Source organism: Streptomyces sp. AC558_RSS880 (assembly GCF_019049255.1).
In the GTDB taxonomy this organism is placed as follows: domain Bacteria; phylum Actinomycetota; class Actinomycetes; order Streptomycetales; family Streptomycetaceae; genus Streptomyces.
This window is the reverse complement of the sequence record NZ_JAGMUJ010000072.1, coordinates 192898-218194: the sequence shown is the minus strand read 5'-3', so window position 1 is coordinate 218194 and position 25297 is coordinate 192898. Positions and strand designations below refer to the sequence as shown.

Here is a 25297-nt window from a genome sequence, read left to right as displayed (position 1 = left end):
TCTACACGCTCTTCGCCGCGCTCTCCATCCCGTTCGTCCTGAAGTTCGTCAAGGAGACGAAGGGCAAGTCGCTGGAGGAGATGGGCTGAGCACCAGCCCTCCCCAAGTCCGGGGAGAAGGACTCAAGTCCCCGCCGTCCCTCTCCCCGTACCGTGCCGCCTCCGTCCGAACCGAACCGGACGGAGGCGGCACTCCAGCGGCAGACCCTTCACGCAAGGGCGGTCAGTCGGCGAACCGACAGCCGGTGGTCACGCCGACGATGTCGGCCACCGCCCGACCCACGCTCACGCCTCCTCGTCGACCCAGCTCATGAGCTTGCGCAGCTCCTTGCCGGTGGTCTCCAGCAGGTGCTCGGAGTCCTGCTTCTTGTACTCGTTGTACTTCTTCAGGCCGCCGTGGTACTCGTCCATCCAGTTCTTGGCGAAGGTGCCGTCCTGGATCTCGGCGAGGACCTTCTTCATCTCGGCCTTGGTGGCGTCGGTGATGATCCGCGGACCGGTGACGTAGTCGCCCCACTCGGCGGTCTCGGAGATCGACCAGCGCATCTTCTCCAGGCCGCCCTCGTACATGAGGTCCACGATCAGCTTCAGCTCGTGCAGGCACTCGAAGTAGGCGATCTCCGGCTGGTAACCGGCCTCGGTCAGCGTCTCGAAGCCCGCCTTGACCAAGGCAGTGACACCACCGGCGAGGACGGCCTGCTCACCGAAGAGGTCGGTCTCGGTCTCCTCGGTGAAGGTCGTCCTGATGACGCCGGCGCGGGTGCCGCCGATGCCCTTCGCGTACGACAGGGCCAGCGCGAAGCCGTTGCCCGTGGCGTCCTGCTCGACGGCCACGAGACAGGGAACGCCGCGGCCCTCCTCGTACTGACGGCGCACCAGGTGGCCCGGGCCCTTGGGGGCGACCATGCAGACGTCCACGCCGGCCGGGGGCTTGATGAAGCCGTAGCGGATGTTCAGGCCGTGGCCGAAGAACAGCGCGTCGCCGTCCTTCAGATTGTCCTTGATGTGCTTCTCGTAGACCTCGGCCTGGATCGGGTCCGGGACCAGGATCATGATGACGTCGGCCTCGGCGGCGGCCTCGGACGGGCTCACCACGCGCAGGCCCTGCTCCTCGGCCTTGGCTTTGGACTTGGAGCCCTCGTGCAGACCGACACGGACGTCGACACCCGAGTCACGGAGCGACAGGGCGTGGGCGTGGCCCTGGCTGCCGTAACCGATGACCGCGACCTTGCGGCCCTGGATGATGGACAGGTCGGCGTCGGCGTCGTAGAACAACTCAGCCATGGGACTCACCTCTCGTGGATAACTCTCCGGGCACCATGGTCGTCGAGGGCGGGCTGAAAGTGAGCACTGCGCCTCCGGAGAGTGTGGAAAGCAGACACAGGAGACCAGGGGGACGGCACACTCGTCCCGCTGGGATGTGAAGACGCGAACGAGTGGTGGGTCAACACTGGCCGATAGGCCAAAACACTATCTCACACCCAACTGCACTGACGGGGCATCTGGATGACGGTCCGACGGTACAGGCCGTGCGCCGAGGCGCTGGGATCTCACGTACGGGAAGGCGCGATCCCGGTCCGTCATCGGCATGCGGGGGTGAACCCGAGTGTCACAGATGTTGTGTTTGCCCTGTCAAAGGTGTGACCGCAAGGCGCCTGCTCACCCTGTGGCGGCGTGCGAACAGGTCAGTCCTCAAGGTGACGACACCGCCGCGCGACCATCGGCTGCCTCAGGTTCGCCTCCCCTGCGCCCAGGACATCGAAAGAGAGCCCAGCCCCATGCCTGAAAACCGTTTCGACACCTCTGCCGGCCCGTCTGCGACAGGCATCGAGAGCTTGGAAGACCTGCGCAGGCACCTGCAGTGGGCCATCGAAGTGGAACATGCCACCCTCCCGCCCTACCTCACGGCTCTCTACTCCCTCGACCCCGAGCGGAACGCGGACGCCGCACAGCTCATCGGGGGTGTCTTCGTCGAGGAGATGATTCACCTCGCCCTGGCCGCGAACCTGCTCAACGCGGTAGGCGGACAGCCCCGCCTCGACGCGCCGCACCTGCTGCTTCCCTACCCCCGCGTCATGCCGCACGCGGACCCCTCCATCGAGTTGGCCCTGCTCCCGTTCGGGCAGGAGGCCCTCAAGATGTTCCTCCGTCTCGAACAGCCGGCGCATCCGGGGGACGCGGCGGAGGGTGACAACTACGAGACCATCGGGCAGTTCTACGACGCGATCGAGAAGGGTCTGCGGCGCCTGTCCATCGAGTTGGGGGAAGACCAGGTCTTCACCGGGGACCCCACCCGTCAGGTCGCCGGTGGCCCGTTCGCCCACACCGCGGGCCGTCTCAGCCCGGTCACCGACCTCAGTTCGGCACTCGCGGCGTTGAAGGAGATCGTCGAGCAGGGGGAGGGCGCGGCCCGCGCCGACGTCTGGGACGGGGACATCGACTTGTTCCACCCCGAGACCAAGGCGGTCTCCCACTACTACCGGTTCAAGGAACTCGCGCTGGGCCGGCGTTACCAGCCCGGTGACACGCCTGAGTCCGGCCCCACCGGAGACGTGGTGACCGTGGAGCCCGCCGGAGTCCGCCCGCTGCGCCCCAACCCGCGGCTGGACGATCACCCCGAAGGCAGCGCGATCCGCATCGCGCAGGAAGCGTTCAACAAGACGTACTGCAAGATGCTGCAGCAGTTGGAGCAGGCGTTCAACGGCAATCCGGCGATGCTGGGCATATCGGTGGGCACGATGTACGCGATCAAGGGGCAGGCGCAGAGCCTGATGGCTCTCCAGGACGACGACGCACTGGCCGCGGGCCCGACCTTCGACTACGTCGCACCCGAAGATCGCGGGTAAGACGGGCGTGAGCCCGATGCGGACGGGCCGCCGCGGCTCCTCCGGTCACCGCACCGACACAGACCGGCACCCTGCGGGTGTTCGAGTGCCGGTGTCGGCGCGGTCCGGTCAGGATTCGTGGGTCGCGCGCCGGGCTGCGACCAAGTGCGCACCGATCAACAGCGAGGCGATGACACCGGTGCACAGTACAGCGAACGTCGTGAAAGTAGTGGCGAGTACGGCGAGAGCCGCGACCGGGGAGAGGACGTCGGCTCTGGCGGACGGCCGTGCGGCGGCCCGCCGGTGCAGCAGCCACACACAGACGATGAAGAGGGCGACAGGCACGGTGTACGTCGCGGCGGCTTGGACGTCGGTAAGAACCCCATGGTCGGTGACGTGGGCGACGTTGACCGCCAGCGCCGCTCCCACCGCAGCCGCAGCGGCGAACACCACGTAGTGCCCGTAGCCCCACAACATGGCTGTGGACTGGGTTCTGAGGCGACGCGGTGCATCCTGGGCGAAGTACAGCCACCAGAGCGCGAAGACGGTCAGGAGTCCGCCCAGCGCGATGGCCAGGACCGGACCGAGCTCCTTGTGCGTGTCCAAGGCGGTGCGGACGGCCAGGCTGGCGGCCATGATGGACTCGCCGAGCACGATCAGAGTGAACAGTCCATAGCGCTCGGCTATGTGCTGCGGGTGCCACGTGGTGCCAACGGCGCGTTCGGCCCAGACCGGCACAGCGAGTTCACCCAGGGCGAGGAGAGCGAAGGAGGCGATGCCTCCGTCGTGCGGCAGGAACAGACGGACCAGCCAGCCCATCTGCAGGACGAAGATGCCCAGGGCGTATCTCAGCGCCGACCTTCGGCGCTCCCGGTCCGTGTACGCGGCACGCAGCCATTGAGTGACCATGGCCAGCCGCATGACGACATAGCCCCAGGTGATGACCGTGAAGTCTCCGTGCTCCAGGGCCTCTGCGGCGCCCGCTGCCACGAACAGAGCCCCCGTGATCTGGACCAAGGTCAGGAGACGATAGGGAACGTCGTCCGTGTCGTATGCGGAGGCGAACCAGGTGAAGTTCATCCATGCCCACCAGATCGCGAAGAACACGAGTGCGTAACCGAGTAGACCGTGAAGCGAACGGCCGGCTGCCACCTCGTGCTCGAATGCCGAGGACGCCTGGGCCACGGCGGCGACGAAGCAGAGGTCGAAGAACAGTTCCAGGGCACTGGCTGTGCGGTGATCCTCGCCGGCGTGGCGGGCGAGCATCGGCCGGTACCAAGCGCTGTGCGCGTACGGTGACTGATTCATCACGTCCTGATCTCAAGGTCGAAGCGGTGTCAGAGGCGACAAGTGGCAAGGGCAGTCACCAGGCGCCCGGAGGCACTGTGCCTCGACTCTTCGGGTGCGGTGACGGAGGCCTTCGCGGGCGAGAACGAACCTGGTTTGCCGGCCTTGCGCCACATTGTTGCGGTGAGACGTTGTTCGCAGTGACCACGGCCGGCCCCTCACCTTGCATCGCCACTGACTACGACCAGATCCGGTGGCAATCGGTGACAGCCCTTGTGAAGCACCGCGCACCATCAGGGAACGGACCCTGCCGTCCCCGGAGACTGAACCCTTTCCAACCTCAGGTTGAGGCGTTCGTCGTCCGAACACGCGTGGTGAGGCGCTGAGCCTGCAGGAGAGGGCTGCCCAGGCGGCAGGACTTGGACAGCCCTGCCTGGACGCTGCCGCCCCCTGGCAGCCCGGTGCCCTTTGCCAAGTCAGCCGCTGACGGTGTCGAGCACCACCCGGGCGACCCGCTCGGGGTCGTCGGACATCGGTGAGTGCCCGCAGCCCCTGAGCGAGACGTGCCGGGCGCCCGGCAGCAGTCGTGCTGCCCTGAGTGCCTGGTGGGGTGGGGTCATCAGGTCCCGTGTGCCCCAGCCGACCGTGACCGGGACCTCAGGGGTGAAGGCCCGCAGCCGGTAGGCGCGCACAGCGCGCTGCGTCGGCTCGAAGCCGGGAGAGCGGGCCAGGTTGCGCAGCGCGCCGGCGGCCGCCGCCTCCGGGATCCGCCAGGGCCGGGCGGCGAGCTGCCAGAAGGCCACGGTGCGCCCGACCGGGTGTCCGGCGATCCAGTGGGGGCGTTCGGCGCAGGCTCGTGCCATCGTGCGGGCGACGCGGAGCGAACCGAGAGCGTAGGCGGCCTCGGGGCGGGTCCACAGCCCGATGGGGGACAGCGTAACGGCGCTGCCGACCGCGCCGCTGCGGGCCAGTTCCAGGGCGACGGCCCCACCGAGGGAGTTCCCCACGACGGGCGGGCGGGTGAGGTCGGCACCGGGGAGCCACTCGGCGACGGCGGCGGCCAGCGCCTCGACGGTGGGCGTGGTCCCTTCGGGGAGCGAGGGGCTGTCACCGAAGCCCGGGAGGTCGACGGCCACCACCTCGTGCTCGCGGGCGAGACGCTCCAGGACGGGCGCCCAGCCGTCCCGGTCGAGTTGGAGGACGACCATCAGGGGCGGCCCGCTGCCGAGTCGCCGCGACGCCAGTTCCAAGTCCGGCATATCCGCATCGTAGGGGGACGGTCCAGGACGCGCACCCGTGCACGGAAGCACGCGTCGGTGGTCTGTCCCGCACTCTGCCTCGGCTCGAGGTTCCAGGCGCCGGGACCAGGACCCGGCATGACCCGGAAGGCAAACCCTCCAGCACCGATGAGGTCTCCGTCCGTACGGTTCGACAGGTGGCCGGGAACCGTCACGCCTAGGATTGATGTCCGGACGATCCCTGTCTCGGGTCCTGCGGGATGGAGGCGCGATGCTGCGGACACCGGTGTGCGGAGTACTGGGCATCGAGGTGCCGATCGTGCAAGGGCCGCTCGGAGGGCCCTGGCAGCAGAGCATGCGGCTTGCCGCGGCGGTCAGCGACGCCGGGGCGCTGGGCAGCGTCCCCACCACGCTGCGCACGCCGGCGCAGGTCCGTGACGACGTGCGTCGGCTGCGCGATCTCACCGACCGGCCGTTCGCGCTGAACATGACCCGGCGGCCGTTCGACCCCGAGGTCTTCGACGCGGTGATCGCCGAGTCCCCACCGGTGTTCTCCCTCGCGCTCGGCGAGCCGGATGACCTGGTGACCCGCGTCCACGATGCCGGCGCGATCTTTCTGCAGCAGGTGACGACGGTCGAGCAGGCGGTGCGCGCGGCCGAGGCCGGCGTCGACGTGATCAGCGCGCAGGGCACCGAAGCCGGCGGGTTCTGCGGCGATGTCAGCACAATGGCGCTGGTACCGCAGGTCGTCGACGCCGTCCGGCCGCTGCCGGTACTCGCCTCCGGCGGCGTCGCCGACGGGCGGGGCATCGCCGCGGCACTGGCCCTGGGGGCGCAGGGCGTGAACATCGGCACCCGATTCCTGGCCTCGGCCGAATGCGGGGTCAGCGACGACTGGAAGGCAGCCATCGTCTCCGCCGCTAGTCAGGACGCTGTCAAAGTGGCGTTCGTCGAGCACATCCTGCCCCCGCCGACCGAGGGTGGGTACATGACCGTCCCCCGGTCGCTGCGCACCCGGTTCGTCGAGGAGGGGAACGCCGACCCCGAAGCGGCCGCCGACCGGGCCGAGGCGTTGCGCAGCGAGGTGATGACGTCGATGCGCGACGGTACGGCGCACGAACTGATCCCGCTGACGGGCCAGACCGCCGGCCTCGTCCGCGACATCGCCCCGGCCGCCGAACTCGTCCACCGGCTGATCACCGAGGCAGAGGCGACGCTACGCGCTCTCGCCGACCTGGCGCCGGCGAAGAACGGCGCGGATGAACCCGGTGGGAACGGCTGACGCCGGCGTCTCGCAGCAGGATGCCGACCCGAGCCCGCTGATCCCGCCGAGGCGACGAGCCGAACACCTCGGCAACGCACTCCGACAACTGACACCGAAGCGGCTCCACCTCCCCCGACCTCGTACCCGGACGATGCCCCCTACCAGGCCGAGATCACCCGACATGACGAAGCACTACGGGGCAGCCCGGTCGCTCCTGCGGCCTCGTACCGCCCAGGCCAGGGCCGTGAGCGCGACGGAGCCGTCCGCCTCCCGGGGAACTTTCGCGCTCAGTGCGTCTCGTACCCGCTCCCGGTGGGCCGGGGCGAGGGCGGCGAGATAACCCGGCGCGGGACCCTGGCCCGCCCGGAAGGGGTCCCACAGGTCGGCGAAGTCGGTGAAGACCGTGGGCACCTCGATCGGGACGACGGACACGTCCGCGAGTCCCGCCCCGGCCCAGACCGCGCGCAACGCCTCCGGGCGGCAGACCGGGAACCGGCGGCCCTCGTCCAGCGGGGCCGCGGCCGGGTCCACCTCGACGGCGGCGTCCCAGAAACGTCGCAGGAAGCCCATGCCTTCGGCGTAGTCCCACACGTACGCGGCGACCAGGCCACCCGGCCGGGTCACCCGCGCCATCCGGGCGACCGCCGCGGCGGGGGAGGGCAGGAAGTTCAGGACCAGGCCGCTGGCGACCACGTCGCACGCCTCGTCGCGTACGGGCAGCGCCATCGCGTCGGCCACGACGAAGTGCGCGGGCGAGGAGGCGGACGCCCGCGCTTGGGCGACGAACCCCTCCGACCGGTCGATTCCCACCACCGCGCGGGGTCGGCAGCGGGCGACCACCACGGTCGTCAGGCCGCCCGCACCGCAGCCCACGTCCAGCCAGCGCAGACCGTCGGCGGCGCCGAGCCAGGCGCCGAACCGCTCGGCGACGCGGCGGCTCCAGCGGCCCATGTACCGCTCGTAGGCGGCCCCGGCCGACCACACGTCGTACCGCTGCTGCTCTTGCACGCGTCCAGGATTCCGGCCCCGCAGCCCTACCGGCCGCAGCCATGCCGACGTCGTTCGACGACTCCTGGTTTCCTGGCGCCTGCCAGGGCGTCATGTTGCCCGGCATCCACATGACGCCCGAGGAAGGCGTCCGGGCCCATCTCGACCTGCAGGGCGGTGACGCGGCCGGCGTGCTGCTGCCCATCCACTGGGGCACCTTCAACCTGGCGCCGCACGCGTGGGCGGAGCCGGGGGAGTGGATGAAGGACGTGGCCGGGGAGGCGGGGCAGGCGGTGGCGTTCCCGCGGCCGGGTGAGCCGTTCGAGCCGGCGGGGAGGCTGCCGGTGGAGGCGTGGTGGCGGGCGGTGTCCGGTCCGATCGCGCGTCCGTGGCGGCGTCCGAGGGGCGCTGAGGGTGTGGCCGGGACGAGCAGGGTGATCTCGACCTCGCCGGTGAGCGGTGAGCGGTGAGCGGTGAGCGGTGACGTCGGTCGGGGACGAGTTCGGGGAGACGGCCCGGAGGCCGGAGCACCTTACGTCCGAAAGGCGCGACCGTGTGATGCGGGCCTTGGACGGGGCGGTCATGGAGCGGTGCCGGCCGGGACAGCGGCGAACCCGGTGGTCGTCCGGGCCGTACTCCTGCTCCGCCGTCTGGAAGCACTCCTCCACGTGTTCTCCGACGGGGCCGGAAACCGGGGCGCGCCGGGCTTTCCCGCCGTGTGATGATCCTTTCGGTGCGCCGGGGCTCCTGGCGCGCCAGTCGCCTTACCACACCCTTGGGGGGTAACGATGAGCCTGTTATCTGCCGGACGCCCGGTACGTCTCAGATCCGGCGCCGCCGTGGCGGTGGCGGCCGGTCTGCTGACGGCCGGCCTCGCCGCGCCCGCGTCCGCCGCCGACGACCCGCCGCAGACCGACCAGCTGTGGATCAACACGCCGTACGAGCAGACGCTGCCGACCGGCACCGACGGCGGTCAGCCGCAGTCCCGCACCCTCGGCGTCGGCATCTACCACGACAACGACAACTTCACGGTGACCGACGGCAGGCTCACCATCGACGTCTCCGACCTCGCCGGGGTCGCCGAGGTGACCTGGTCCGACAACTGCACGCCGAGCGGCGCCGGCGCGGTGTGCGACATCCCCGTGGTCCCCGCGATCGGGGGCGACTACGAGGACCAGGTGTTCCTGACGGTGCGCGCGGCCGACGGCGCCGAAGCCGGCGCGCAGGGCAGGATCACCTACGGGGCGACGGCCACCGGTGGCCCCGACGGGACGCTCACCGCGCCGCACGACAGCTTCGACACCACGCTCACCGTCGGCGCCGGACCCGATCTCGCCATCGGCCCCGTCGCCGACATCGAGGACGGTCTGCCCGGCGACGAGCGGACGATCCCGTTCAGGGTCACCAACAACGGCAACGAGAGCGCGAACGGGTTCACCGTCAAGCTGTACGCCTCGTACGGCCTGACGGACCTGACCCGGTACGACGCCTGCGCCTACACCACGACGGACGGCAACGACTACGCACCGTCGAACAAGGCGATCTGCACGTTCGATCAGGTGCTGGCGCCGGGCGAGTCCTTCGAGCTGCCCGAGCCGCTGACGGTGCGACTCGCCCCGCACGCGCTGAGCGAGCGGCTCGACATCGACGTCGAGCCGGGCGGCGGTGCCCAGGACATCGACTCCTACAACGACTACACGGTCCTCCAGATCGGCGCGGAGAACACCGCGGACTTCTCCGTGACCGGTGACACCGTCTCCGGCGCGGCGGGCGAGACGGTCACGGCCGAGCTCACGTTCAAGAACAACGGACCGGCCTGGCTCGGCAACCTCGGCTCCGGCGACCCGGTCGCCGAGGTCCGGCTGGTCGTGCCCGAGGGCACCACGGTCACCGGTGTGCCGTCCGGCTGCTCCCCGCGCACCCGCGACGGCGGCTACCACCCGAAGCAGACGGGCGCCCCGCGCTACGACTGCGACCTGCGGTACTGGGTGCTGGAGGACACCCGGCGCACGTTCGCGTTCTCCGTGCGCGTCGACACCGTGGTGCCCGGCGCGACCGGTGCCGTGAGCATCCACCCGCCGTACGGCGAGTTCGGCGAGTACCCCTTCGACTTCGACCCGGACCTCACGAACAACACGGCGGTCCTGGCCGTCAACTGACCGGCCCGCGGGTTCGGAGCAGCCGCCCGGGCGGCTGCTCCGAACCCGCGTTTCACAGGGCGGCAGGTGCCGTTCGGCGCGCGGCTGGACAACGACCCGCCGGTGTACGAGTCGTGGCGCGATGAGGAACACCGCCTGCCGGCGAAGGCGTCCGGGCCCGTCCCGACCTGCCGTACGACGACGACGGCCTCCTGCCGGCCCAGGGAGAGCCCGCCCTCGCCCCGCACACCGCCTCGGCGGTGGACGCCTCCCTGTCCCGGCCGGGACGTTACGGTGAGTGATGTTCTGGCCGAAGGGGCAAGGTGCCTCGGCGGTGGCCGGAAGCGTCCGACCTGTCGGCTCCGGGCGGGGTGAAGGTGTTCCGGCGTGATTCCGGCCACCGGGTGCCCTTCATCCTCACGGATCCGCGGCGACCGCTTGTGACCAGCCTCGATCGCTCTTTGCTTATTCGCGATCCCTCGCTCGAGAGGGTTATCGGTCTGTCGTACGAAGCCTCATACCAGAGCGCGATGCTGTCCGCATGAGTTTGTCAACTGCCCACCGCACATGATGCGGTGGCGACTACGGTGAGTGTCGGTCGGGCGGCACCGCGGCACCTCATGTCGTAGGGCGCTTCTGCGTCAGGGGCCGCGTCCAACAGTCGGATCAGGGAGCGGGGACCGGTACGTGCAGCCACAAGGCGGACGAGGGAGCGGACGGGGCGAAGGGCCCCGACGCCCGGGCCCGGCCGGCGTCCCGGGTCCGGCCGGAGCGCGGGGCACCGTCGGCACCACGGTCGTGGCCCGCGAGCCGGATCGCAGCGATGCGCACCCCGCCGACGCCCGGGCCCGCCGGGCCGGTCCGGCGGACCGCCGCGAGGGCGGGCGGCACGGTCGGCCGCCCTCGCGGACCGCTCCCGCGCTGCCCGAGACACCGATACGGCCCCAACTGCTGCGTCTCGCCGTGCTCCCGCCCGTGGCGGTGGCCCTCAGCGCCTGCGCGGCCGTGCTCTTCACCGTCCGCTCCACCGGGGTCCGGCCGAGCCTCACCCTGTGGGCCGTCCTGGGCGGCGCCACCTCGGTGACGTGCGCCGGCGTCGTCATCGCCGCCGTGGCCGCCGACCGCGCCGCCCGGTCCGTGCACGACCGCATCGGCGCGCTGCGCCGGAGCACCGCCCGGCACGAGGCCGACCTGCGCGCCCTGGTCGAGACGCTGCGCCGCGGCGACGCCCCGCCCCCACGTGAGCGGCGGGGCGAACAGGCCGACGCCCTCGACGACGACGCCGACTTCGACCTGCTCGCCGCCGACCTCACCCGCGCGCACGACGGGGCCGTCCAGGCCGTCGTGCAGGCGTCCCAGCTCTCCAGCCAGACCGGCAGCGAACAGAAGCTCGAGGTGTTCGTCAACCTCGCCCGGCGCCTGCAGTCCCTGGTGCACCGCGAGATCTCCATCCTCGACGAGCTGGAGAACGAGATGGAGGACCCCGACCTGCTCAAGGGGCTCTTCCACGTCGACCACCTCGCCACCCGCATCCGCCGCCACGCCGAGAACCTCGCCGTGCTCGGCGGGGCCGTCTCCCGGCGGCAGTGGAGCAACCCGGTCCCCATGACCGAGGTGCTGCGCTCGGCGATCGCCGAGGTCGAACAGTACTCACGGGTCAAGCTCGTGCCGCCGGTCGACGGCACCCTGCGCGGGCACGCCGTCGCCGACGTCATCCACCTGCTCGCCGAACTCGTCGAGAACGCCACGGTGTTCTCGGCCCCGCACACCCAGGTGCTGCTGCGGGCCAGCCTCGTCACCTCCGGGCTCGCCGTCGAGGTCGAGGACCGCGGACTCGGCATGCCCGTCGGCGAGCAGGACCGGATGAACGCGCTGCTCACCGACCCCGACCAGGTACATGTCGCCAGCCTGCTGGCCGACGGCCGGATCGGCCTGTTCGTGGTCTCCCAGCTCGCCAAGCGGCACGGCATCCACGTCCGGCTCCAGAACAACATCTACGGCGGGGTCCAGGCCGTGCTCGTGGTGCCGCAGGCACTGCTCGGCACGGGGTCCGGAGCCGCCGGCGGGCCGGGCGCGGCACCGCAGCCGTACGACACCGGCACCGGCGCCGTCCCGACGGCCCGTCACACGTCGTCCGTACCGACTCCCGTGGACGCGCCGCCCGCACCCGTCGTCCCCCTCACGCCCGTGCCCCCGCGCCCCCACACCCCGGCCCCGTCTCCCTCCGGCGACACGCTCGCCCCGCCACTGCCCCTGCGCGGTGCCCGTGAGGTGCGCCCCCACCCCACCGAGGCCGTACCAGGCACCCACCACGGAGACCGGGACGCCCTCACGGACCACGGGACCACGTCCCTCGCCCCGCGCGGCGGCACGGTGCGCGGCACCATGGGCAAACCCCGGCTGCCCCGCCGCCGCGCCCAGGAGCACATCGCCCCGCAGCTCCGCGACGGCCCCGCTCCCCGCCAGGACACCGAGTACGTCGCCGGGCACGACCCCAACCTGATGGCCGCCTTCCAACGCGGCGTCAGCCTCGCGGAGTCCCGGCAGGAGCCCCCCGCCGCACCGCGGCCCGCCGTACCAGTACCCCCCACCGACCACCCCGCCCGGCACGACGGGAGCGCCCCCGCCGGATGACCGGCACCACCCTCAGTGCTCCCGCAGACCTTCGTACCCCAAGGAGTCGATCCACCATGGCGAGCGATGCGCCGACCGTCCAGGTATCCGACCTCGACTGGCTGATGAGCGGCCTCGTGCAACGCGTACCGCACACCAACAGCGCCGTACTGCTGTCCTGCGACGGACTGGTGAAGTCCGTGCACGGACTCGACCCGGACGCCGCCGACCACATGGCCGCCCTGGCCTCCGGCCTGTACTCCCTCGGCCGCAGCGCCGGCATCCGCTTCGGCGACGGCGGCGACGTCCGCCAGGTCGTCGTCGAGCTCGACTCGACACTGCTGTTCGTCACCACCGCCGGCTCCGGCACCTGCCTCGCCGTCATGGCCGGCCGCGAGGCCGACGCGGCGGTGCTCGGCTACGAGATGGCGATGCTGGTCAAGTCCGTACGGCCGTACCTGATGACCGCTCCCCGCCAGCAGGGCGTCGAACCGCCGGCGATGAGGCCTTGAGCGTGACGGCAGCCGGTGACGGGCCCTGGCTCGACGACGCGGCCGGACGGCTGGTGCGCCCCTTCACGGTCAGCAACGGCCGCACCCGTCCCACCGTAGCCCTCGACCTCATGTCGCAGGTCAGAGCCACCGGCGCCACCCCCCTCGGCTATCTCGGCCCCGAGCACGCACAGGCCCTCGACCTGTGCCGCGCCCCCGTCCCGGTCGCCGAGGTCGCCGCCCATCTCAGGCTGCCGGTGGCCGTCACCAAGGTGCTGCTGGCGGACCTCGTCGAATGCGGGGCGCTGACCGACAAGCCCCCCGCGTTCCACCACAACCCGACGGACCGGGCCCTTCTGGAGGCAGTGCTCGATGGACTACGACGACAGCTCTGACCACGCCGACGGCGCGGACCACGGCGACGACCCGTTCCCCACCGCACTCAAGATCCTGGTGGCGGGCGGGTTCGGCGTGGGCAAGACGACCTTCGTCGGCGCGGTCAGCGAGATCGCGCCCCTCAGCACGGAGGAGCTCCTCACCACGGTCAGTGCCGGCACCGACAACCTCGACGGCATCGAGAACAAGGTCGAGACGACCGTGGCCATGGACTTCGGCCGCATCACCCTCGACGCGGAACACGTGCTGTACCTGTTCGGCACTCCCGGCCAGGAACGGTTCTGGTTCATGTGGGACGAGCTCTGCGAGGGCGCGCTCGGCGCGGTCATCCTCGCCGACACCCGGCGCCTGGCGGAGTGCTTCGCGGCGGTCGACTTCTTCGAGCAGCGCGGTCTCGGATTCATCATCGCCGTCAACGAGTTCGACGGTGCCTTCCGCTACGACCCCGAGGAGGTGCGCGCCGCCCTCGACCTCCCCGCGGAGATCCCCGTCGTCCGCTGCGACGCCCGTATCTCCAGCTCCGGCGTCCAGACCCTGCTGACCCTGGTCCGCCACCTCATCGCCCACACCCCGGCCGCCGCGACGGGGTATGGCGCCCACATGTGATCCCCGCACACCCTCGGAGCCCATATATGACCTTCCTCCACAACCCGGGAGCCCGCCCATGAGCTACGACCCGCCCCGCCCGGCTGGTCGTCTGCTGCTCACCCCCGAGGACAAGGAGGCCCCGGAGCGCGCCCGCCGGCTGCGCCTGCTGGGACTGGGGGAGCGCCCCGAGCCCGCGCTCGACGCCTTCGCGTACGGCCTCGCCGAGCTCACCGGAGCGCCGTACGCCATGGTCAACCTGCCCGGTGAGAACGGGCAGTTCTTCGCGGGCCTGCACACCCCGCCCGTCGCGCCGGTCGTGCGGAGCGACGGCACCGGCGCCCTGCTGGGCCGGGTGCTGCCCCGCGACCACGGCTTCTGCCCCCATGTGGTGGCCCGGCGCAAGGCGCTGGTCCTGGAGGACGTGAGCGACTACCCGCGGTTCGCGGGCAACCCGGTGGTGGACGAGTTCGGCATCCGCTCCTACCTGGGCGCGCCGCTCATCGACAGCACCGGCATGGTGCTCGGCACCGTGTCGGTCACCGACATCCAGCCGCGTGCCTGGGGGCAGCCGGGGCTCGCCGCCATCAAGGAGCGGGCCGCGGATCTCGTCGTACGGCTGGAGCGCCGGGAGGAGGACGGGCTGCCGCTGTGAGGCCGGACGGGTGACGGTGTGAAGGAAAGCTGTGGCCACGCTTAAGAAAACCTCGATGGACCGGTGAGGGTGGCGTACGGCAGATTGCAGTGCGATTCCACTCCTCTTCCCGGACCGGGCCGCTTCGGCGTGCCCGGGGCCGGGGACTCACTCTCAGGAGCCGTAGCGTTGAAGGCGCTGGTCAAGCAGAAGGCGGAGCCCGGGCTGTGGCTCGCGGACGTCCCGGAGCCCGCCGTCGGACCCGGCGACGTGCTGATCAAGGTGCTGCGCACCGGTATCTGCGGCACCGACCTGCACATCCGGTCCTGGGACGGCTGGGCGCGGCAGACGATCAGCACCCCGCTGGTCCTCGGGCACGAGTTCGTCGGCGAGGTCGTGGAGACCGGCGGGGACGTCACCGACATCAAGACCGGTGACCGGGTCAGCGGCGAGGGCCACCTGGTGTGCGGCAAGTGCCGCAACTGCCTGGCCGGCCGCCGTCACCTGTGCCGGGCCACGGTCGGCCTCGGCGTCGGACGCGACGGCGCCTTCGCCGAGTACGTGGTGCTCCCCGCCACCAACGTCTGGGTGCACCGGGTCCCCGTCGACCTCGACGTCGCCGCGATCTTCGACCCGTTCGGCAACGCCGTCCACACCGCCCTGTCCTTCCCGCTCGTCGGTGAGGACGTCCTCATCACGGGCGCGGGACCGATCGGTCTGATGGCCGCCGCCGTCGCCCGGCACGCGGGCGCCCGCAACGTCGTGATCACCGACGTCAGCGAGGAGCGCCTGGAACTCGCCCGCAAGATCGGGGCGACCCTGGCGCTGAACGTCGCCGAGTCGACCATCGCCGACGGGCAGCACATCCTCGGCCTGCGCGAGGGCTTCGACGTCGGCCTGGAGATGTCCGGCCGCCCCGAGGCGATGCGGGACATGATCGCCAACATGACGCACGGCGGCCGGATCGCGATGCTCGGCCTGCCGGCCGAGGAGTTCCCCGTCGACTGGGCCCGCGTCGTCACCTCGATGATCACCATCAAGGGCATCTACGGCCGTGAGATGTTCGAGACCTGGTACGCCATGTCGGTGCTGCTGGAGGGCGGCCTGGACCTCGCCCCCGTGATCACCGGCCGCTACGACTACCGCGACTTCGACGCCGCCTTCGAGGACGCGGCCGGCGGCAAGGGCGGCAAGGTCATCCTCGACTGGACCGCGTAAGTCATCTGCCTCTCTAGGAGCTTCCACGATGTTCGACTCCGTGCGCGACGACCTGCGCGCCACCCTCGACGAGATCCGCGCCGCCGGACTGCACAAGCCCGAGCGCGTCATCGGCACCCCCCAGTCCGCCACCGTGAACGTCACCGCCGGCGGCCGTCCCGGTGAGGTCCTCAACTTCTGCGCCAACAACTACCTCGGCCTCGCCGACCACCCCGAGGTGGTCGCCGCCGCCCACGAGGCCCTGGACCGCTGGGGCTACGGCATGGCGTCCGTGCGCTTCATCTGCGGCACCCAGGAGGTGCACAAGGAGCTCGAGGCCCGGCTGTCGGCGTTCCTCGGCCAGGAGGACACGATCCTCTACTCCTCCTGCTTCGACGCCAACGGCGGTGTCTTCGAGACGCTGCTCGGCCCGGAGGACGCGGTGATCTCCGACGCGCTGAACCACGCGTCGATCATCGACGGCATCCGGCTCTCCAAGGCCCGCCGCTTCCGCTACGCCAACCGCGACATGGCCGACCTGGAGCGCCAACTCAAGGAGGCGGCGGAGGGCGGCGCGCGCCGCACGCTGATCGTCACCGACGGCGTCTTCTCCATGGACGGCTACGTGGCCCCGCTGGACGAGATCTGCGACCTCGCCGACCGGCACGGCGCCATGGTCATGGTCGACGACTCGCACGCCGTCGGCTTCGTCGGCCCCGGCGGGCGCGGCACGCCCGAACTGCACGGCGTCATGGACCGCGTCGACATCATCACCGGCACCCTCGGCAAGGCGCTCGGCGGCGCCTCCGGCGGCTACGTCGCCGCCCGTGCGGAGATCGTCGCCCTGCTGCGCCAGCGTTCCCGCCCGTACCTGTTCTCCAACACGCTCGCGCCGGTGATCGCCGCCGCCTCCCTGAAGGTCCTCGACCTGCTGGAGTCGGCCGACGACCTGCGCGTCCGGCTGGCCGAGAACACCGCCCTGTTCCGCCGCCGGATGACCGAGGAGGGCTTCGACGTCCTCCCCGGAGACCACGCCATCGCCCCGGTGATGATCGGCGACGCCGCCCGCGCGGGACGCCTGGCGGAGCTGCTGCTGGAGCGCGGGGTGTACGTGATCGGCTTCTCCTACCCGGTGGTGCCGCAGGGCCAGGCCCGCATCCGCGTCCAGCTGTCCGCCGCCCACTCCACCGAGGACGTGAACCGCGCGGTGGACGCCTTCGTGGCGGCGCGGGCGGAGCTCGACGCCTGAGCGGAGCACACCGAACGATTTGAGACAATCGCTTGCATGATCGAGGCGCGGCGGCTCCACATCCTCCGTGCGGTGGCGGACCACCGCACGGTCACGGCGGCGGCCGCCGCGCTGTATCTGACCCCCTCGGCCGTCTCCCAGCAGCTCGCCGCCCTCGAGCAGGAGACCGGCCACCGTCTCGTCGAGCGCGGCGCCAAGGGCGTACGGCTCACCCCGGCCGGCGAGATCCTGCTCGGCCACACCAACGCGGTCCTCGCCCAGCTGGAGCGGGCCGAGGCCGAACTGGCCGCCTACGGGTCGGGGGAGGCCGGGACCGTCACGGTCGCCGCCTTCGCCACCGGGATCGCCCAGGTCGTCGCGCCCGCGGTGGCCCGCCTCGCCGGATCGGCGCCCGGCATCCGCATCCGGGTCCAGGACGTCGAGGGGGACGCCAGTCTCCTGATGGTCCTCGACCGGCAGGTCGACGTCGCCGTGGCGGTCGAGTACCGCGGGGCGCCGTCCGCCGACGACCCGCGGCTGACCCACGTACCGCTGTACGCCGAGCCCTTCGACGCGGTCGTCCCGGTCACCCACCGCCTGGCCGACACCGCCGAGGTGCCGCTCGCCGAGCTGGCCAAGGACCCGTGGATCGGCCCGTACCCCGGCAACCCGTGCCACGACGTGGTCGTGCTGGCCTGCGAGAGCGCCGGGTTCCAGCCCCGTCTGGAGCACTCCTCGGACGACTTCCGCGCGGTGGTCGCCCTCGCCTCGGCGGACGTCGGCGTCGCCCTGGTGCCCCGCTCGGCGCTACGCGGCACGGACCTCACGGGTGTGGTCGTCCGCCCGGTCGACGGGGTGGCCCCGACCCGCCGCGTCTTCGCAGCCGTGCGCCGCGGCGCCGAGGGACACCCGCTGATCCGCCCGGTCCTCGACGCCCTCCGCGCGGCGGCCGGAGAGGCGTAGGCCGGCGCGGTGGTCAGACCGCCGACCAGCCGTCGTCCACCGGCAGGATCGCCCCGTTGATGTTGCCGGCCGCGTCCGAGGCGAGGAACAGGATGGCCGCGGCCTGTTCCTCGGGCCGGGCCAGGCGGCCGAGGTTGACGAAGTGGGGGCCGAGTGTCGCGGGGCCGTGGCCGCACGGGACGACCGCCCCTGACCGAGGCGCGCAGGGCCGAGATCCGCCGGGAGATCGCCCGCGCGGCCGTGGAACTGTTCGTCACCCAGGGCGTCGCGTCCACGACCGGCGAACAGATCGGCCGGGCCGTCGGCCTGTCGGCGCGCACCGTGTGGCGCTACTTCCCGAGCAAGGAGAGCTGTGTGACGCCGCTGTTCTCGGAAGGCATCGACACCATCGCCGTCTTCCTGCGGGAATGGCCGTCCGGGCAGCCTCTGGACGAGGCCATGGACCGGTGGCTCGCGGCGGGGGCCGGCGTCGCCGGCGGGCCGGACCAGGACACCGTCGGCGCCCTGGTCCGGCTCACCCGGACCGAACCCGGACTGCGCGCCGTCTGGCTCCAGACCTACGACGAGGCCGAGCCGGCGTTCGCCCGCGCCCTGGCCGAGCGGGCCGGGCTGCCGGCCGACGACCTGGACGTGACGATCCGTGCGGCGATGTCCAACGCGGCCCTGCGCGCGGCCGTCGAGCACCACGCCTGGCGCGGCGCTCACACGCGGGGCGGACGCGAAGCGGCCGGGGCCGGGCTGGAGGCGACCCTGCGCCGGGCGCTCGCCGTCGCCGCGGAGGGGATCGGCTAGGGCCGCGCGGCGGGACGGCGGTGGCTTCCCGCTACCCTGTCCGGATGACCGAGCACGCCACGCCGGACGGGCGGAGGCCCGCGAACCGGGGGCCGAGGGCCGCCGCCGGCAACCGGGCCGCCCTGGTCGCCGCCGCCCGGGAGGTCTACGCGGCGCACGGTCTGGACGCCCCGCTGTCCGCGATCGCGCGCCGGGCCGGTGTCGGGCAGGGCGTGCTGTACCGGCACTTCCCCGACCGGGACGCCGTCGCGGCGGCGGTCCTGGAGGAGAACGTGCGCCAGATCGAGCAGGCGGCCGCCGCCGAGGGCGCGACCGCGGGCGGGGTGCTGGGGGTGCTGACCTGGCACCTGGCGCAGTCGGCGGCCTTCATCGGCCTCCTCCACGCCGACGGGGTGAGCGGTCGCTTCCCCGCCCACGCGTACGCCCGGGACCTGTCCGAGCGGGTCGAGCGCGCCCTGCGCGGGTGCCTGCCGGACGGCCACCGCCTGACGGACGACCTGATGCTGGCCGTCGCCATGGTCTCCGGCGCCGTCACCGGCCCCACGCCCGGGACGCGGGAACATCGGGCGCTGGCGGCCTGGCGGCTGCTCGGCGTCACGGTGGGGCCGGTGCGGCCCTTCGAGGGCTGAGCGCTCAGCCGCCGTTGGACTGCCGGATGCCCTCCGCGAGCGCGTCGAAGGTGTACAGGTACCCGCCGGCGGGTCCGCTGACGGTCATGTACGCCCTGGTCCCGCCGGGGGTGATCGCCACATTGGTCGCCGACTCGAGTCCCTCGGCGCGGGCCGGCACCCGCACCGTCGCGAGGCGTTCGCCGTACCGGTCGTAGACGGCCATCGCGGGCCGGCCGTGCAGCGCCTGGTACAGGTTGCCGTCCGCGTCCACGGCGAGGGAGTCGGTCTGGGCGACGCCGCCGTCGACGCGGACGGCCGTGTGCCGGCCGGTCACCCCGGCCCGTGCCCCGACGGGGAGGTAGGAGATCCGGTTCTCCGTCAGCTCGCTGATCCACAGCCCGCGGTAGTCCACGTCGAACGAGATGCCGTTCGTCGCGGCGAGACCGTCGGCCAGGACGGTGACGTCCCCGCCGTCCCGGCCGACGCGCACCACACGTCCGCGCGCCTCGCCCTCGGACAGGCCGAGGGAGTCGCTGACGTACAGGTTGCCGTCCCGGTCGAAGGCGATGTCGTCGGGCCGCATCCGCGCGCCGTCGACCTCACCGGTGAAGAAGGTGCGCCGGTCGCTCCCGTCGGGGGCCAGGGAGACGATCTCGCCGTGCGCGAAGTCGGACAGGTAGAGCCGTCCGTCGTACGGGCTGAACTGGGCCGAGGTGTAGGCGCCCCGGTCGTCCGTGAAGACCTTCCGCGCCGTCTTCTTCCGGACATCGACGCGCAGCACCTTCGGCTCCCCGGCGGGCGCGGTGACGTCGACGACGGTCAGCTCGCCGTCCTCGCCGAACACCGGGCCCTCCAGCAGGGTCATTCCGGTCTCCTCGTGGACCGAGGTCAGCCGCATGAGCTGGTGGGCGGTGACGGTCCGGCCCGCGGCGGTGCGGGCCGCCCCGTCGCCGGGAGCGTGCCGGTCGCCGCCGCATCCGGTCAGGGCCAGCGCGCCGAGCGCGGCCAGCACGGCAAGGGATCGGTTCCGGAGTCGTCGCATGGGTGTCACTTCTTCCTGTCCGAAGGTCGACGTGCCCCCGAACCCTAACCGGACAACACTGTCCGGTTGTTGCTACGGTGCGCCGAGGCCGTTCGTTCCCACGGCGGTTCGTGGTCGTCCGGCTCCGAGAGCAGACGGAGAGAAGCGAGGTCCCCCCACATGACGTCCCTCCACACGACGTCCCCTCACACGCCGGCCCCCGACGAGCTCGCCGCGCTGCGGCGGCGCTACCGCCACGAACGCGAGCGGCGCGTACGGCCCGACGGCCTCCGCCAGTACCTCGGCGCCGACGCCGAGTTCGGCTTCTACGCCGCCGACCCGTACGCGGGCGAGCCGGCCGGGCGCGAGCCGCTGCGCGACACCGTCGACGTCGCCGTCGTCGGCGGCGGTTTCGGCGGCCTCCTCGCCGGGGCGCGGCTGCGGCAGCGGGGCGTGGCGCGCGTCCGGATCCTCGACAAGGGCGGTGACTTCGGCGGCACCTGGTACTGGAACCGGTACCCGGGCATCCACTGCGACATCGAGTCCCACGTGTACCTGCCGATGCTGGACGAGACCGGATACGTACCGGAGTGGAAGTACTCCCCGGGCGAGGAGATCCGGCAGCACGCGATGCGGATCGCGCGCCAGTACGACCTGTACGCGGACGCCCTGTTCTCCACCACCGTCACCGCGCTGACCTGGGAGGAGAGCTCCCGCACCTGGATCGTGGCCACCGACCGCGGCGACAGGTTCCGGGCGAGGTACGTCGTCACCAGCACCGGAACGATGACCGAGCCGAAACTGCCCGGGATACCCGGCATCCAGGACTTCAAGGGGCACACCTTCCACACGTCCCGCTGGGACTACGCCTACACCGGCGGCACCCCGCGGGGCGGCCTGACCGGGCTCGCGGACAAGCGCGTGGGCGTCGTCGGCACCGGCGCCACCGGTGTGCAGGTCATCCCGATGCTGGCCGAGGACGCCGGGCACGTCCACGTCTTCCAGCGCACCCCCTCCACGGTGGACGTGCGCGCCAATCGCCGCACCACGGCCGGGGACGTCGGCGCGGACCGCGAGGGCTGGGCCCGCGCACGCCGGGAGAACTTCCTGCGCGTCGTCTCGGGCGAGACGTTCGACGAGGACCTCGTGGCGGACGGCTGGACGTCGTCGGCGGGCCTGCTGGAGAAGCTGCTGCCGAGCTTCCGTCGCCCGGCCGACCGGGAGGCCTTCGAGGCCGCCTATGAGATCGCCGACGCGGCGAAGATGAACGAGGTGCGGGCCCGGGTCGCCCGGGCGGTCACCGACCCGTCGACGGCGGAGACGCTCAAGCCCTGGTACCGGTACGCCTGCAAGCGCCCCACCTTCTCCGACACGTACTACGCGGCCTTCAACCGGAGCAACGTCACCCTGGTCGACACCGCGGACACCCACGGCATCGAACGCGTCACCGAGGACGGTGTCGTGGTCGGCGGTACCGCGTACGCGCTCGACTGCCTGATCTTCGCCACCGGATTCTCCGTCGGCGTCTCCGGCGTCAGCTCCGGCAAGCTGCCCGTCCACGGCAGGGGAGGGATCCAGCTGCTCGACGCGTGGGCCCGCGACGGCATCCGCACCCTGCACGGCTTCACCGCCAACGGCTTCCCGAACCTGATCCGGATGGGTTCCCTGCAGAACGCCAGCAGCGTCAACTTCACGCACGTCCTGGACGAACAGGCCGTGCACGCCGCCGCCCTCGTGGCGGCGGCCGAGGCCAAGGGCGCCCTCGTCGAACCGTCCCGCGAGGCGGAGGACGCCTGGCTCGCCGTCATGGCCGAAGGCGCCCCCGACCACGAGTGGTTCCACGCCGAGTGCACTCCCGGCTACTACAACCGCGAAGGGCTCGGCCGCCCGGGCGGCCCGACGGCCTATCCGCACGGCGCCCACGCCTTCCACGAACTCCTGCGCCGCTGGCGGGAGGAGTCCATGGACGAGGTGCTCGCCTGACGCCTGACGAACGCACGGGCGCGGCTGGCCGATCAGGCGTCAGGACCGTACGGCGACCAGCGCGCCGTCCGCCCCGGCGGTCACCCGAGCGGCCGGCCCGTGTACCCCTCGGCGAGGTAGGCGCGGCCGGCGTCGGACTCGACGACCGAGCGCAGCTCGCCGATCTGGCGCATGCGGTCGAAGTCGCTCGCCCCGGGCTGCAGGTGCAGCATGCTCGTCATCCACCAGGAGAAGTGCTGCGCCTTCCAGATGCGCTTCCGGGCGGTGTCGGGGAAGGCGTCGAACAGGGACGCGTCCCCGTCGAGCAGCAGCGCGCGCAGCGCCTCGGTGAGGACGACGACGTCGGCGACCGCGAGGTTCATGCCCTTGGCGCCGGTGGGCGGCACGGTGTGGGCCGCGTCGCCGACGAGCACGACCCGGCCCCGGCGCATCTCGTGCGCGACGAAGCTGCGGAAACGGAGCACGTCCCGCTGGAAGATCGGGCCCTCGTTGAGGGTGGTGCCGGGGACGCGCGACCGCAGGATCTCCCACAGCTGCTCCTCGGAGTACGCCCCGGTGTCGGTCGTCGGGTCGCACTGGAAGTACATGCGCTGCACACCGGGGCTGCGCCGGCTGATGAGGGCGAAGCCGTCCGGGGAGTTGCTGTAGATCAGCTCCTCGGCGCTGGGCGGAGCTTCGCACAGGATGCCGAACCAGGCGAACGGGTACTCCCGGAAGTAGCCGCCGTACGTGCCCGTGACGGCCTCGCGGGCCACGCTGCGGGAGCCGTCCGCGCCGATGACGACATCGGCCTCGATCTCCACGGTGTCGCCCTCGGCGTTCTTGGCCACGACGCGCGGCCGGTCCGTCTCCGCGTCCTCCACGCGCTCGGCGGTCACCCCGAAGCGGAGGTCCTGGCCGGCGGCGAGGCGCGCGGCGACCAGGTCCTTCAGCACCTCGTGCTGCGGATAGAGCCACACCGCCCGGCCGACGGCCGCGGCGAAGTCGATCCGGTGGCCCTCGCCGTCGAAGCGCAGCTCTATGCCCTCGTGCTTCTGCCCGACCGTGAGGACCCGCTCCGAGGCCCCCGTCTCGCTGAGGATCTCGACGGTGCCCTGCTCCAGGATGCCGGCCCGGATGGTGGTCTCGATCTCCTCGCGGCTGCGGGAGTCGATGACGACCGACTCGATGCCGTGGCGGCCGAGCAGATGGGACAGCAGCAGACCGGCGGGGCCTGCTCCGATGACGGCGACTCGGGTGCGTACGGGCATGTCGTCTCCTTCGACGGCCGACGGGGTGGGAGGGAGTCTGGCGCCGGTCCGTCCCCGTTGACGACGGCCCTTCCCATTGAACGGGAATCGGATCTCCGCGACCCCCGGTCGGACCGCTGTCTACGGGCGGTGCGCGCCGAGCGTCGCCGAGATGCCCGCGGCGGCGGAGCGCAGCACCTCGGCCACGGGACCGGTCGGCGTGGAGCGGGGAAGGACGACCGACAGCGCGGCGACCACCCGCCCGCGTCCCTCGCGCACCGGCACGGCGACGCCCGTGGAGACGGCCTCGACCGTCCCCGGAGCCACGACGACGCCGTCACGCCGGACGCCGGCCAGGACGCGGCGCAGCAGCGCGGGGTCGGTCACGGTCTCCGGCGAGACCGCCTCGAGCGGCCCGGCGAGGACCCGCTCCCGCAGCTCCTCCGGGCCGTGGGCGAGCAGCACCAGCCCCGACGACGAGGCGTGCAGGGGGAGGCGCCCGGCGATCCGGGTGATGTTCGCGCCCGCGTGCGGATGGGACAGGCGCTCCACGAAGAGGGTCTCGCCGTTCTCCAGCACCGCGAGCTGGGTGTGCTCCCGGACCCGGGCCTGCACCCGCTCCATGAACGGCAGGGCCGCCTGCCGCAGGCGCAGGGCGTGGGAGCCGCGCAGCGCCAACTCCCACAGCCGCATGCCCAGCCGCACCCGCTGCTCCTCGTCCCGTTCCAGCAGCCCGCACTCCACGAGATCGGCCACGATCCGGTGCGCCGTGGACGACGGCAGCCTCGCGCGCCGTCCGATCTCCGCCGCCGTCTGCACGGTCCTGTCGGTGTCGAACGTCTCGAGGACGCGGACGATCCGCTCGGTGACCGTCTCCCCGGACCGTGAGTTCGCCATCGTCCGTCCCTCCCGGCTCTTCCGCGGCGTGCGGGCGGCCGACCGGCCGGCTTGCCGCCGTGCCGAGTATCAGGTGTCTCCTCGCACAGGGTGCCGGAGACGGCCCGCGCGCCGCCGTGCGCGGTGGGCCCGCCCGCCGGGCAGGAGCCGACCGGAGCTAATTTTGCACGGCGTGCATCTTTGCATAGCATGCAAGGTATGACGGAGAAGGGTGCCGCGCAGGGCGGGCTGCGGGAGCGGAAGAAGCGGGCGACGCGTGCCGCTCTCGCCGAGGCCGCCGTGCGGCTGGCCGCCGAACACGGCGCGGAGAAGGTCACCGTCGAGGCGATCAGCGCGGCGGCCGGGGTGTCCGTGCGGACCTTCTTCAACTACTTCGACACCCGCGACGACGCCTTCGTCGTGATCGACGCGGACGCGGGCGCGCGGATGCGGCAGGCCGTGCTCGACGCGCCGGCCGCGCTCTCCCCGCTCCAGGCCCTGCGCGAGGCCCTGGCCGCGGAACTGGCCGAGGCGGAGCAGCAGCACGAGCTGTGGCGGCTGCACGCCCAGGTGGTGCACGCCTCGCCGCACCTGCTGGTCCGCACGCTCGGCGCGCACATGGCGGACGAGACCGAACTGGCCGAGGCCATCGCCGCGCGCATCCGCGCCGGCGGGCCGACGTCAGCCGTGTCCCCGCCCGCCCCCGCGACCGACGAGGAACGGCGCGGTGCGCTCGACCTCTACCCGCGGCTGCTGGCCGCGGTGGCGGGCACCGCGGTGCGGACCAGTGTGGAGCACTGGTGCGCCCGGCAGGAGGAAGCCGCCTTCCTCGACGTCTTCCAGGAGGTGTTCGCCCTCCTCGCCGCCGGTCTCCCGGCACCTCCCGCGTAGGTCCTCACACCGGCCGCCCGGCCTCCCGCCGCGGCCGCCGCCCCCACTG

Annotated in this window: 22 protein-coding genes and 2 pseudogenes; 16 read left to right on the top strand and 8 right to left on the bottom strand. The window is 72.1% G+C overall.

Features of this window, described 5'->3' with window-relative positions; all coding sequences use genetic code 11:
- Positions 1 to 284: 284 nt before the first annotated feature.
- Positions 285 to 1283, bottom strand: coding sequence for a ketol-acid reductoisomerase (ilvC, locus tag KUM38_RS23555; RefSeq protein ID WP_217131412.1), 999 nt, complete (start codon positions 1281 to 1283; stop codon positions 285 to 287).
- A gap of 494 nt (positions 1284 to 1777) precedes the next feature.
- Between ilvC and KUM38_RS23550 the strand changes: the two genes are divergently transcribed.
- On the top strand, positions 1778 to 2845 hold the full coding sequence (locus KUM38_RS23550) for a ferritin-like protein (RefSeq protein ID WP_217131411.1): 1068 nt from the start codon (positions 1778 to 1780) through the stop codon (positions 2843 to 2845).
- Between the two features lie 108 nt (positions 2846 to 2953).
- Here KUM38_RS23550 and KUM38_RS23545 read toward each other — a convergent pair whose 3' ends face one another.
- Both KUM38_RS23545 and KUM38_RS23540 read right to left on the bottom strand, forming a co-directional pair.
- Positions 2954 to 4132, bottom strand: a complete 1179-nt coding sequence (locus KUM38_RS23545; protein WP_217131410.1) for a low temperature requirement protein A — start codon at positions 4130 to 4132, stop codon at positions 2954 to 2956.
- A 455-nt stretch (positions 4133 to 4587) separates the two neighbouring features.
- Positions 4588 to 5370 carry an alpha/beta fold hydrolase gene (locus tag KUM38_RS23540; protein WP_254397614.1) on the bottom strand — a complete coding sequence of 261 codons (783 nt, stop codon included), beginning with the start codon at positions 5368 to 5370 and terminating at the stop codon, positions 4588 to 4590.
- A 250-nt stretch (positions 5371 to 5620) separates the two neighbouring features.
- Between KUM38_RS23540 and KUM38_RS23535 the strand changes: the two genes are divergently transcribed.
- A complete protein-coding gene (locus KUM38_RS23535; RefSeq protein WP_217131409.1) occupies positions 5621 to 6631 on the top strand; it encodes a nitronate monooxygenase family protein in 1011 nt (336 codons plus the stop codon).
- 174 nt (positions 6632 to 6805) lie between these two features.
- Here the strand turns inward: KUM38_RS23535 and KUM38_RS23530 are convergent, their stop codons facing one another.
- Entirely contained in the window at positions 6806 to 7621 is an 816-nt protein-coding gene (locus KUM38_RS23530; RefSeq protein WP_308409024.1) for a methyltransferase domain-containing protein, read from the bottom strand.
- Positions 7622 to 7719: 98 nt separating this feature from the next.
- Here KUM38_RS23530 and KUM38_RS23525 point away from each other — a divergent pair.
- The 10 genes and pseudogenes from KUM38_RS23525 to KUM38_RS23480 form a co-directional block, all read left to right on the top strand.
- Positions 7720 to 8063, top strand: a pseudogene (locus tag KUM38_RS23525) (MBL fold metallo-hydrolase); the annotation flags it as partial.
- 325 nt (positions 8064 to 8388) lie between these two features.
- Positions 8389 to 9759, top strand: coding sequence for a hypothetical protein (locus tag KUM38_RS23520; RefSeq protein ID WP_217131408.1), 1371 nt, complete (start codon positions 8389 to 8391; stop codon positions 9757 to 9759).
- A 777-nt stretch (positions 9760 to 10536) separates the two neighbouring features.
- Entirely contained in the window at positions 10537 to 12372 is a 1836-nt protein-coding gene (locus tag KUM38_RS23515) for an ATP-binding protein (protein ID WP_217131407.1), read from the top strand.
- Between the two features lie 56 nt (positions 12373 to 12428).
- Positions 12429 to 12863, top strand: coding sequence for a roadblock/LC7 domain-containing protein (locus tag KUM38_RS23510; RefSeq protein ID WP_217131406.1), 435 nt, complete (start codon positions 12429 to 12431; stop codon positions 12861 to 12863).
- 2 nt (positions 12864 to 12865) lie between these two features.
- On the top strand, positions 12866 to 13237 hold the full coding sequence (locus KUM38_RS23505) for a DUF742 domain-containing protein (RefSeq protein WP_142191808.1): 372 nt from the start codon (positions 12866 to 12868) through the stop codon (positions 13235 to 13237).
- Positions 13215 to 13844, top strand: coding sequence for an ATP/GTP-binding protein (locus KUM38_RS23500; protein ID WP_217131405.1), 630 nt, complete (start codon positions 13215 to 13217; stop codon positions 13842 to 13844). The genes KUM38_RS23505 and KUM38_RS23500 overlap by 23 nt, the downstream gene beginning before the upstream one ends.
- A 58-nt stretch (positions 13845 to 13902) precedes the next feature.
- Positions 13903 to 14478 (top strand): GAF domain-containing protein, encoded by a 576-nt coding sequence (locus KUM38_RS23495; protein ID WP_217131404.1) that lies wholly within the window; start codon positions 13903 to 13905, stop codon positions 14476 to 14478.
- 168 nt (positions 14479 to 14646) lie between these two features.
- Positions 14647 to 15675 carry an L-threonine 3-dehydrogenase gene (tdh, locus tag KUM38_RS23490; protein ID WP_217131403.1) on the top strand — a complete coding sequence of 343 codons (1029 nt, stop codon included), beginning with the start codon at positions 14647 to 14649 and terminating at the stop codon, positions 15673 to 15675.
- Positions 15676 to 15703: 28 nt separating this feature from the next.
- Positions 15704 to 16903 (top strand): glycine C-acetyltransferase, encoded by a 1200-nt coding sequence (locus tag KUM38_RS23485; protein ID WP_217131402.1) that lies wholly within the window; start codon positions 15704 to 15706, stop codon positions 16901 to 16903.
- A gap of 36 nt (positions 16904 to 16939) precedes the next feature.
- Complete coding sequence (locus KUM38_RS23480; RefSeq protein ID WP_217131401.1) at positions 16940 to 17845, top strand: LysR family transcriptional regulator; 906 nt, start codon at positions 16940 to 16942, stop codon at positions 17843 to 17845.
- 13 nt (positions 17846 to 17858) lie between these two features.
- On the opposite strand, the pseudogene KUM38_RS23475 reads toward KUM38_RS23480, so the two are convergent.
- Positions 17859 to 18014 (bottom strand): annotated as a pseudogene (locus tag KUM38_RS23475) (SDR family oxidoreductase); the annotation flags it as partial.
- Here KUM38_RS23475 and KUM38_RS23470 point away from each other — a divergent pair.
- Positions 17999 to 18637 carry a TetR/AcrR family transcriptional regulator gene (locus KUM38_RS23470; RefSeq protein WP_217131400.1) on the top strand — a complete coding sequence of 213 codons (639 nt, stop codon included), beginning with the start codon at positions 17999 to 18001 and terminating at the stop codon, positions 18635 to 18637. The pseudogene KUM38_RS23475 and the gene KUM38_RS23470 overlap by 16 nt on opposite strands.
- A 44-nt stretch (positions 18638 to 18681) precedes the next feature.
- Positions 18682 to 19266 carry a TetR/AcrR family transcriptional regulator gene (locus KUM38_RS23465; RefSeq protein ID WP_217131399.1) on the top strand — a complete coding sequence of 195 codons (585 nt, stop codon included), beginning with the start codon at positions 18682 to 18684 and terminating at the stop codon, positions 19264 to 19266.
- Between the two features lie 4 nt (positions 19267 to 19270).
- Here the strand turns inward: KUM38_RS23465 and KUM38_RS23460 are convergent, their stop codons facing one another.
- A complete protein-coding gene (locus KUM38_RS23460; RefSeq protein WP_217131398.1) occupies positions 19271 to 20290 on the bottom strand; it encodes an SMP-30/gluconolactonase/LRE family protein in 1020 nt (339 codons plus the stop codon).
- Between the two features lie 159 nt (positions 20291 to 20449).
- Here KUM38_RS23460 and KUM38_RS23455 point away from each other — a divergent pair, with 159 nt between their 5' ends.
- On the top strand, positions 20450 to 22252 hold the full coding sequence (locus tag KUM38_RS23455) for an NAD(P)/FAD-dependent oxidoreductase (protein WP_217131397.1): 1803 nt from the start codon (positions 20450 to 20452) through the stop codon (positions 22250 to 22252).
- Positions 22253 to 22332: 80 nt separating this feature from the next.
- Here the strand turns inward: KUM38_RS23455 and KUM38_RS23450 are convergent, their stop codons facing one another.
- Positions 22333 to 23502, bottom strand: a complete 1170-nt coding sequence (locus tag KUM38_RS23450; RefSeq protein ID WP_217131396.1) for a 4-hydroxybenzoate 3-monooxygenase — start codon at positions 23500 to 23502, stop codon at positions 22333 to 22335.
- A 120-nt stretch (positions 23503 to 23622) separates the two neighbouring features.
- On the bottom strand, positions 23623 to 24378 hold the full coding sequence (locus KUM38_RS23445; RefSeq protein WP_217131395.1) for an IclR family transcriptional regulator: 756 nt from the start codon (positions 24376 to 24378) through the stop codon (positions 23623 to 23625).
- A 189-nt stretch (positions 24379 to 24567) separates the two neighbouring features.
- Here KUM38_RS23445 and KUM38_RS23440 point away from each other — a divergent pair, with 189 nt between their 5' ends.
- Positions 24568 to 25248: a TetR/AcrR family transcriptional regulator gene (locus KUM38_RS23440; protein WP_217131394.1), complete on the top strand. Its 681-nt coding sequence runs from the start codon at positions 24568 to 24570 to the stop codon at positions 25246 to 25248.
- Positions 25249 to 25297: the final 49 nt, after the last annotated feature.

Coding starts and splice junctions, on each gene's coding strand:
- ilvC (WP_217131412.1), bottom strand. CDS start 1,283: ATGGCTGAGTTGTTCTACGACGCCGACGCCGACCTGTCCATCATCCAG.
- KUM38_RS23550 (WP_217131411.1), top strand. CDS start 1,778: ATGCCTGAAAACCGTTTCGACACCTCTGCCGGCCCGTCTGCGACAGGC.
- KUM38_RS23545 (WP_217131410.1), bottom strand. CDS start 4,132: ATGAATCAGTCACCGTACGCGCACAGCGCTTGGTACCGGCCGATGCTC.
- KUM38_RS23540 (WP_254397614.1), bottom strand. CDS start 5,370: ATGCCGGACTTGGAACTGGCGTCGCGGCGACTCGGCAGCGGGCCGCCC.
- KUM38_RS23535 (WP_217131409.1), top strand. CDS start 5,621: ATGCTGCGGACACCGGTGTGCGGAGTACTGGGCATCGAGGTGCCGATC.
- KUM38_RS23520 (WP_217131408.1), top strand. CDS start 8,389: ATGAGCCTGTTATCTGCCGGACGCCCGGTACGTCTCAGATCCGGCGCC.
- KUM38_RS23510 (WP_217131406.1), top strand. CDS start 12,429: ATGGCGAGCGATGCGCCGACCGTCCAGGTATCCGACCTCGACTGGCTG.
- KUM38_RS23500 (WP_217131405.1), top strand. CDS start 13,215: ATGGACTACGACGACAGCTCTGACCACGCCGACGGCGCGGACCACGGC.
- KUM38_RS23495 (WP_217131404.1), top strand. CDS start 13,903: ATGAGCTACGACCCGCCCCGCCCGGCTGGTCGTCTGCTGCTCACCCCC.
- KUM38_RS23485 (WP_217131402.1), top strand. CDS start 15,704: ATGTTCGACTCCGTGCGCGACGACCTGCGCGCCACCCTCGACGAGATC.
- KUM38_RS23480 (WP_217131401.1), top strand. CDS start 16,940: ATGATCGAGGCGCGGCGGCTCCACATCCTCCGTGCGGTGGCGGACCAC.
- KUM38_RS23465 (WP_217131399.1), top strand. CDS start 18,682: ATGACCGAGCACGCCACGCCGGACGGGCGGAGGCCCGCGAACCGGGGG.
- KUM38_RS23460 (WP_217131398.1), bottom strand. CDS start 20,290: ATGCGACGACTCCGGAACCGATCCCTTGCCGTGCTGGCCGCGCTCGGC.
- KUM38_RS23455 (WP_217131397.1), top strand. CDS start 20,450: ATGACGTCCCTCCACACGACGTCCCCTCACACGCCGGCCCCCGACGAG.
- KUM38_RS23450 (WP_217131396.1), bottom strand. CDS start 23,502: ATGCCCGTACGCACCCGAGTCGCCGTCATCGGAGCAGGCCCCGCCGGT.
- KUM38_RS23445 (WP_217131395.1), bottom strand. CDS start 24,378: ATGGCGAACTCACGGTCCGGGGAGACGGTCACCGAGCGGATCGTCCGC.
- KUM38_RS23440 (WP_217131394.1), top strand. CDS start 24,568: ATGCAAGGTATGACGGAGAAGGGTGCCGCGCAGGGCGGGCTGCGGGAG.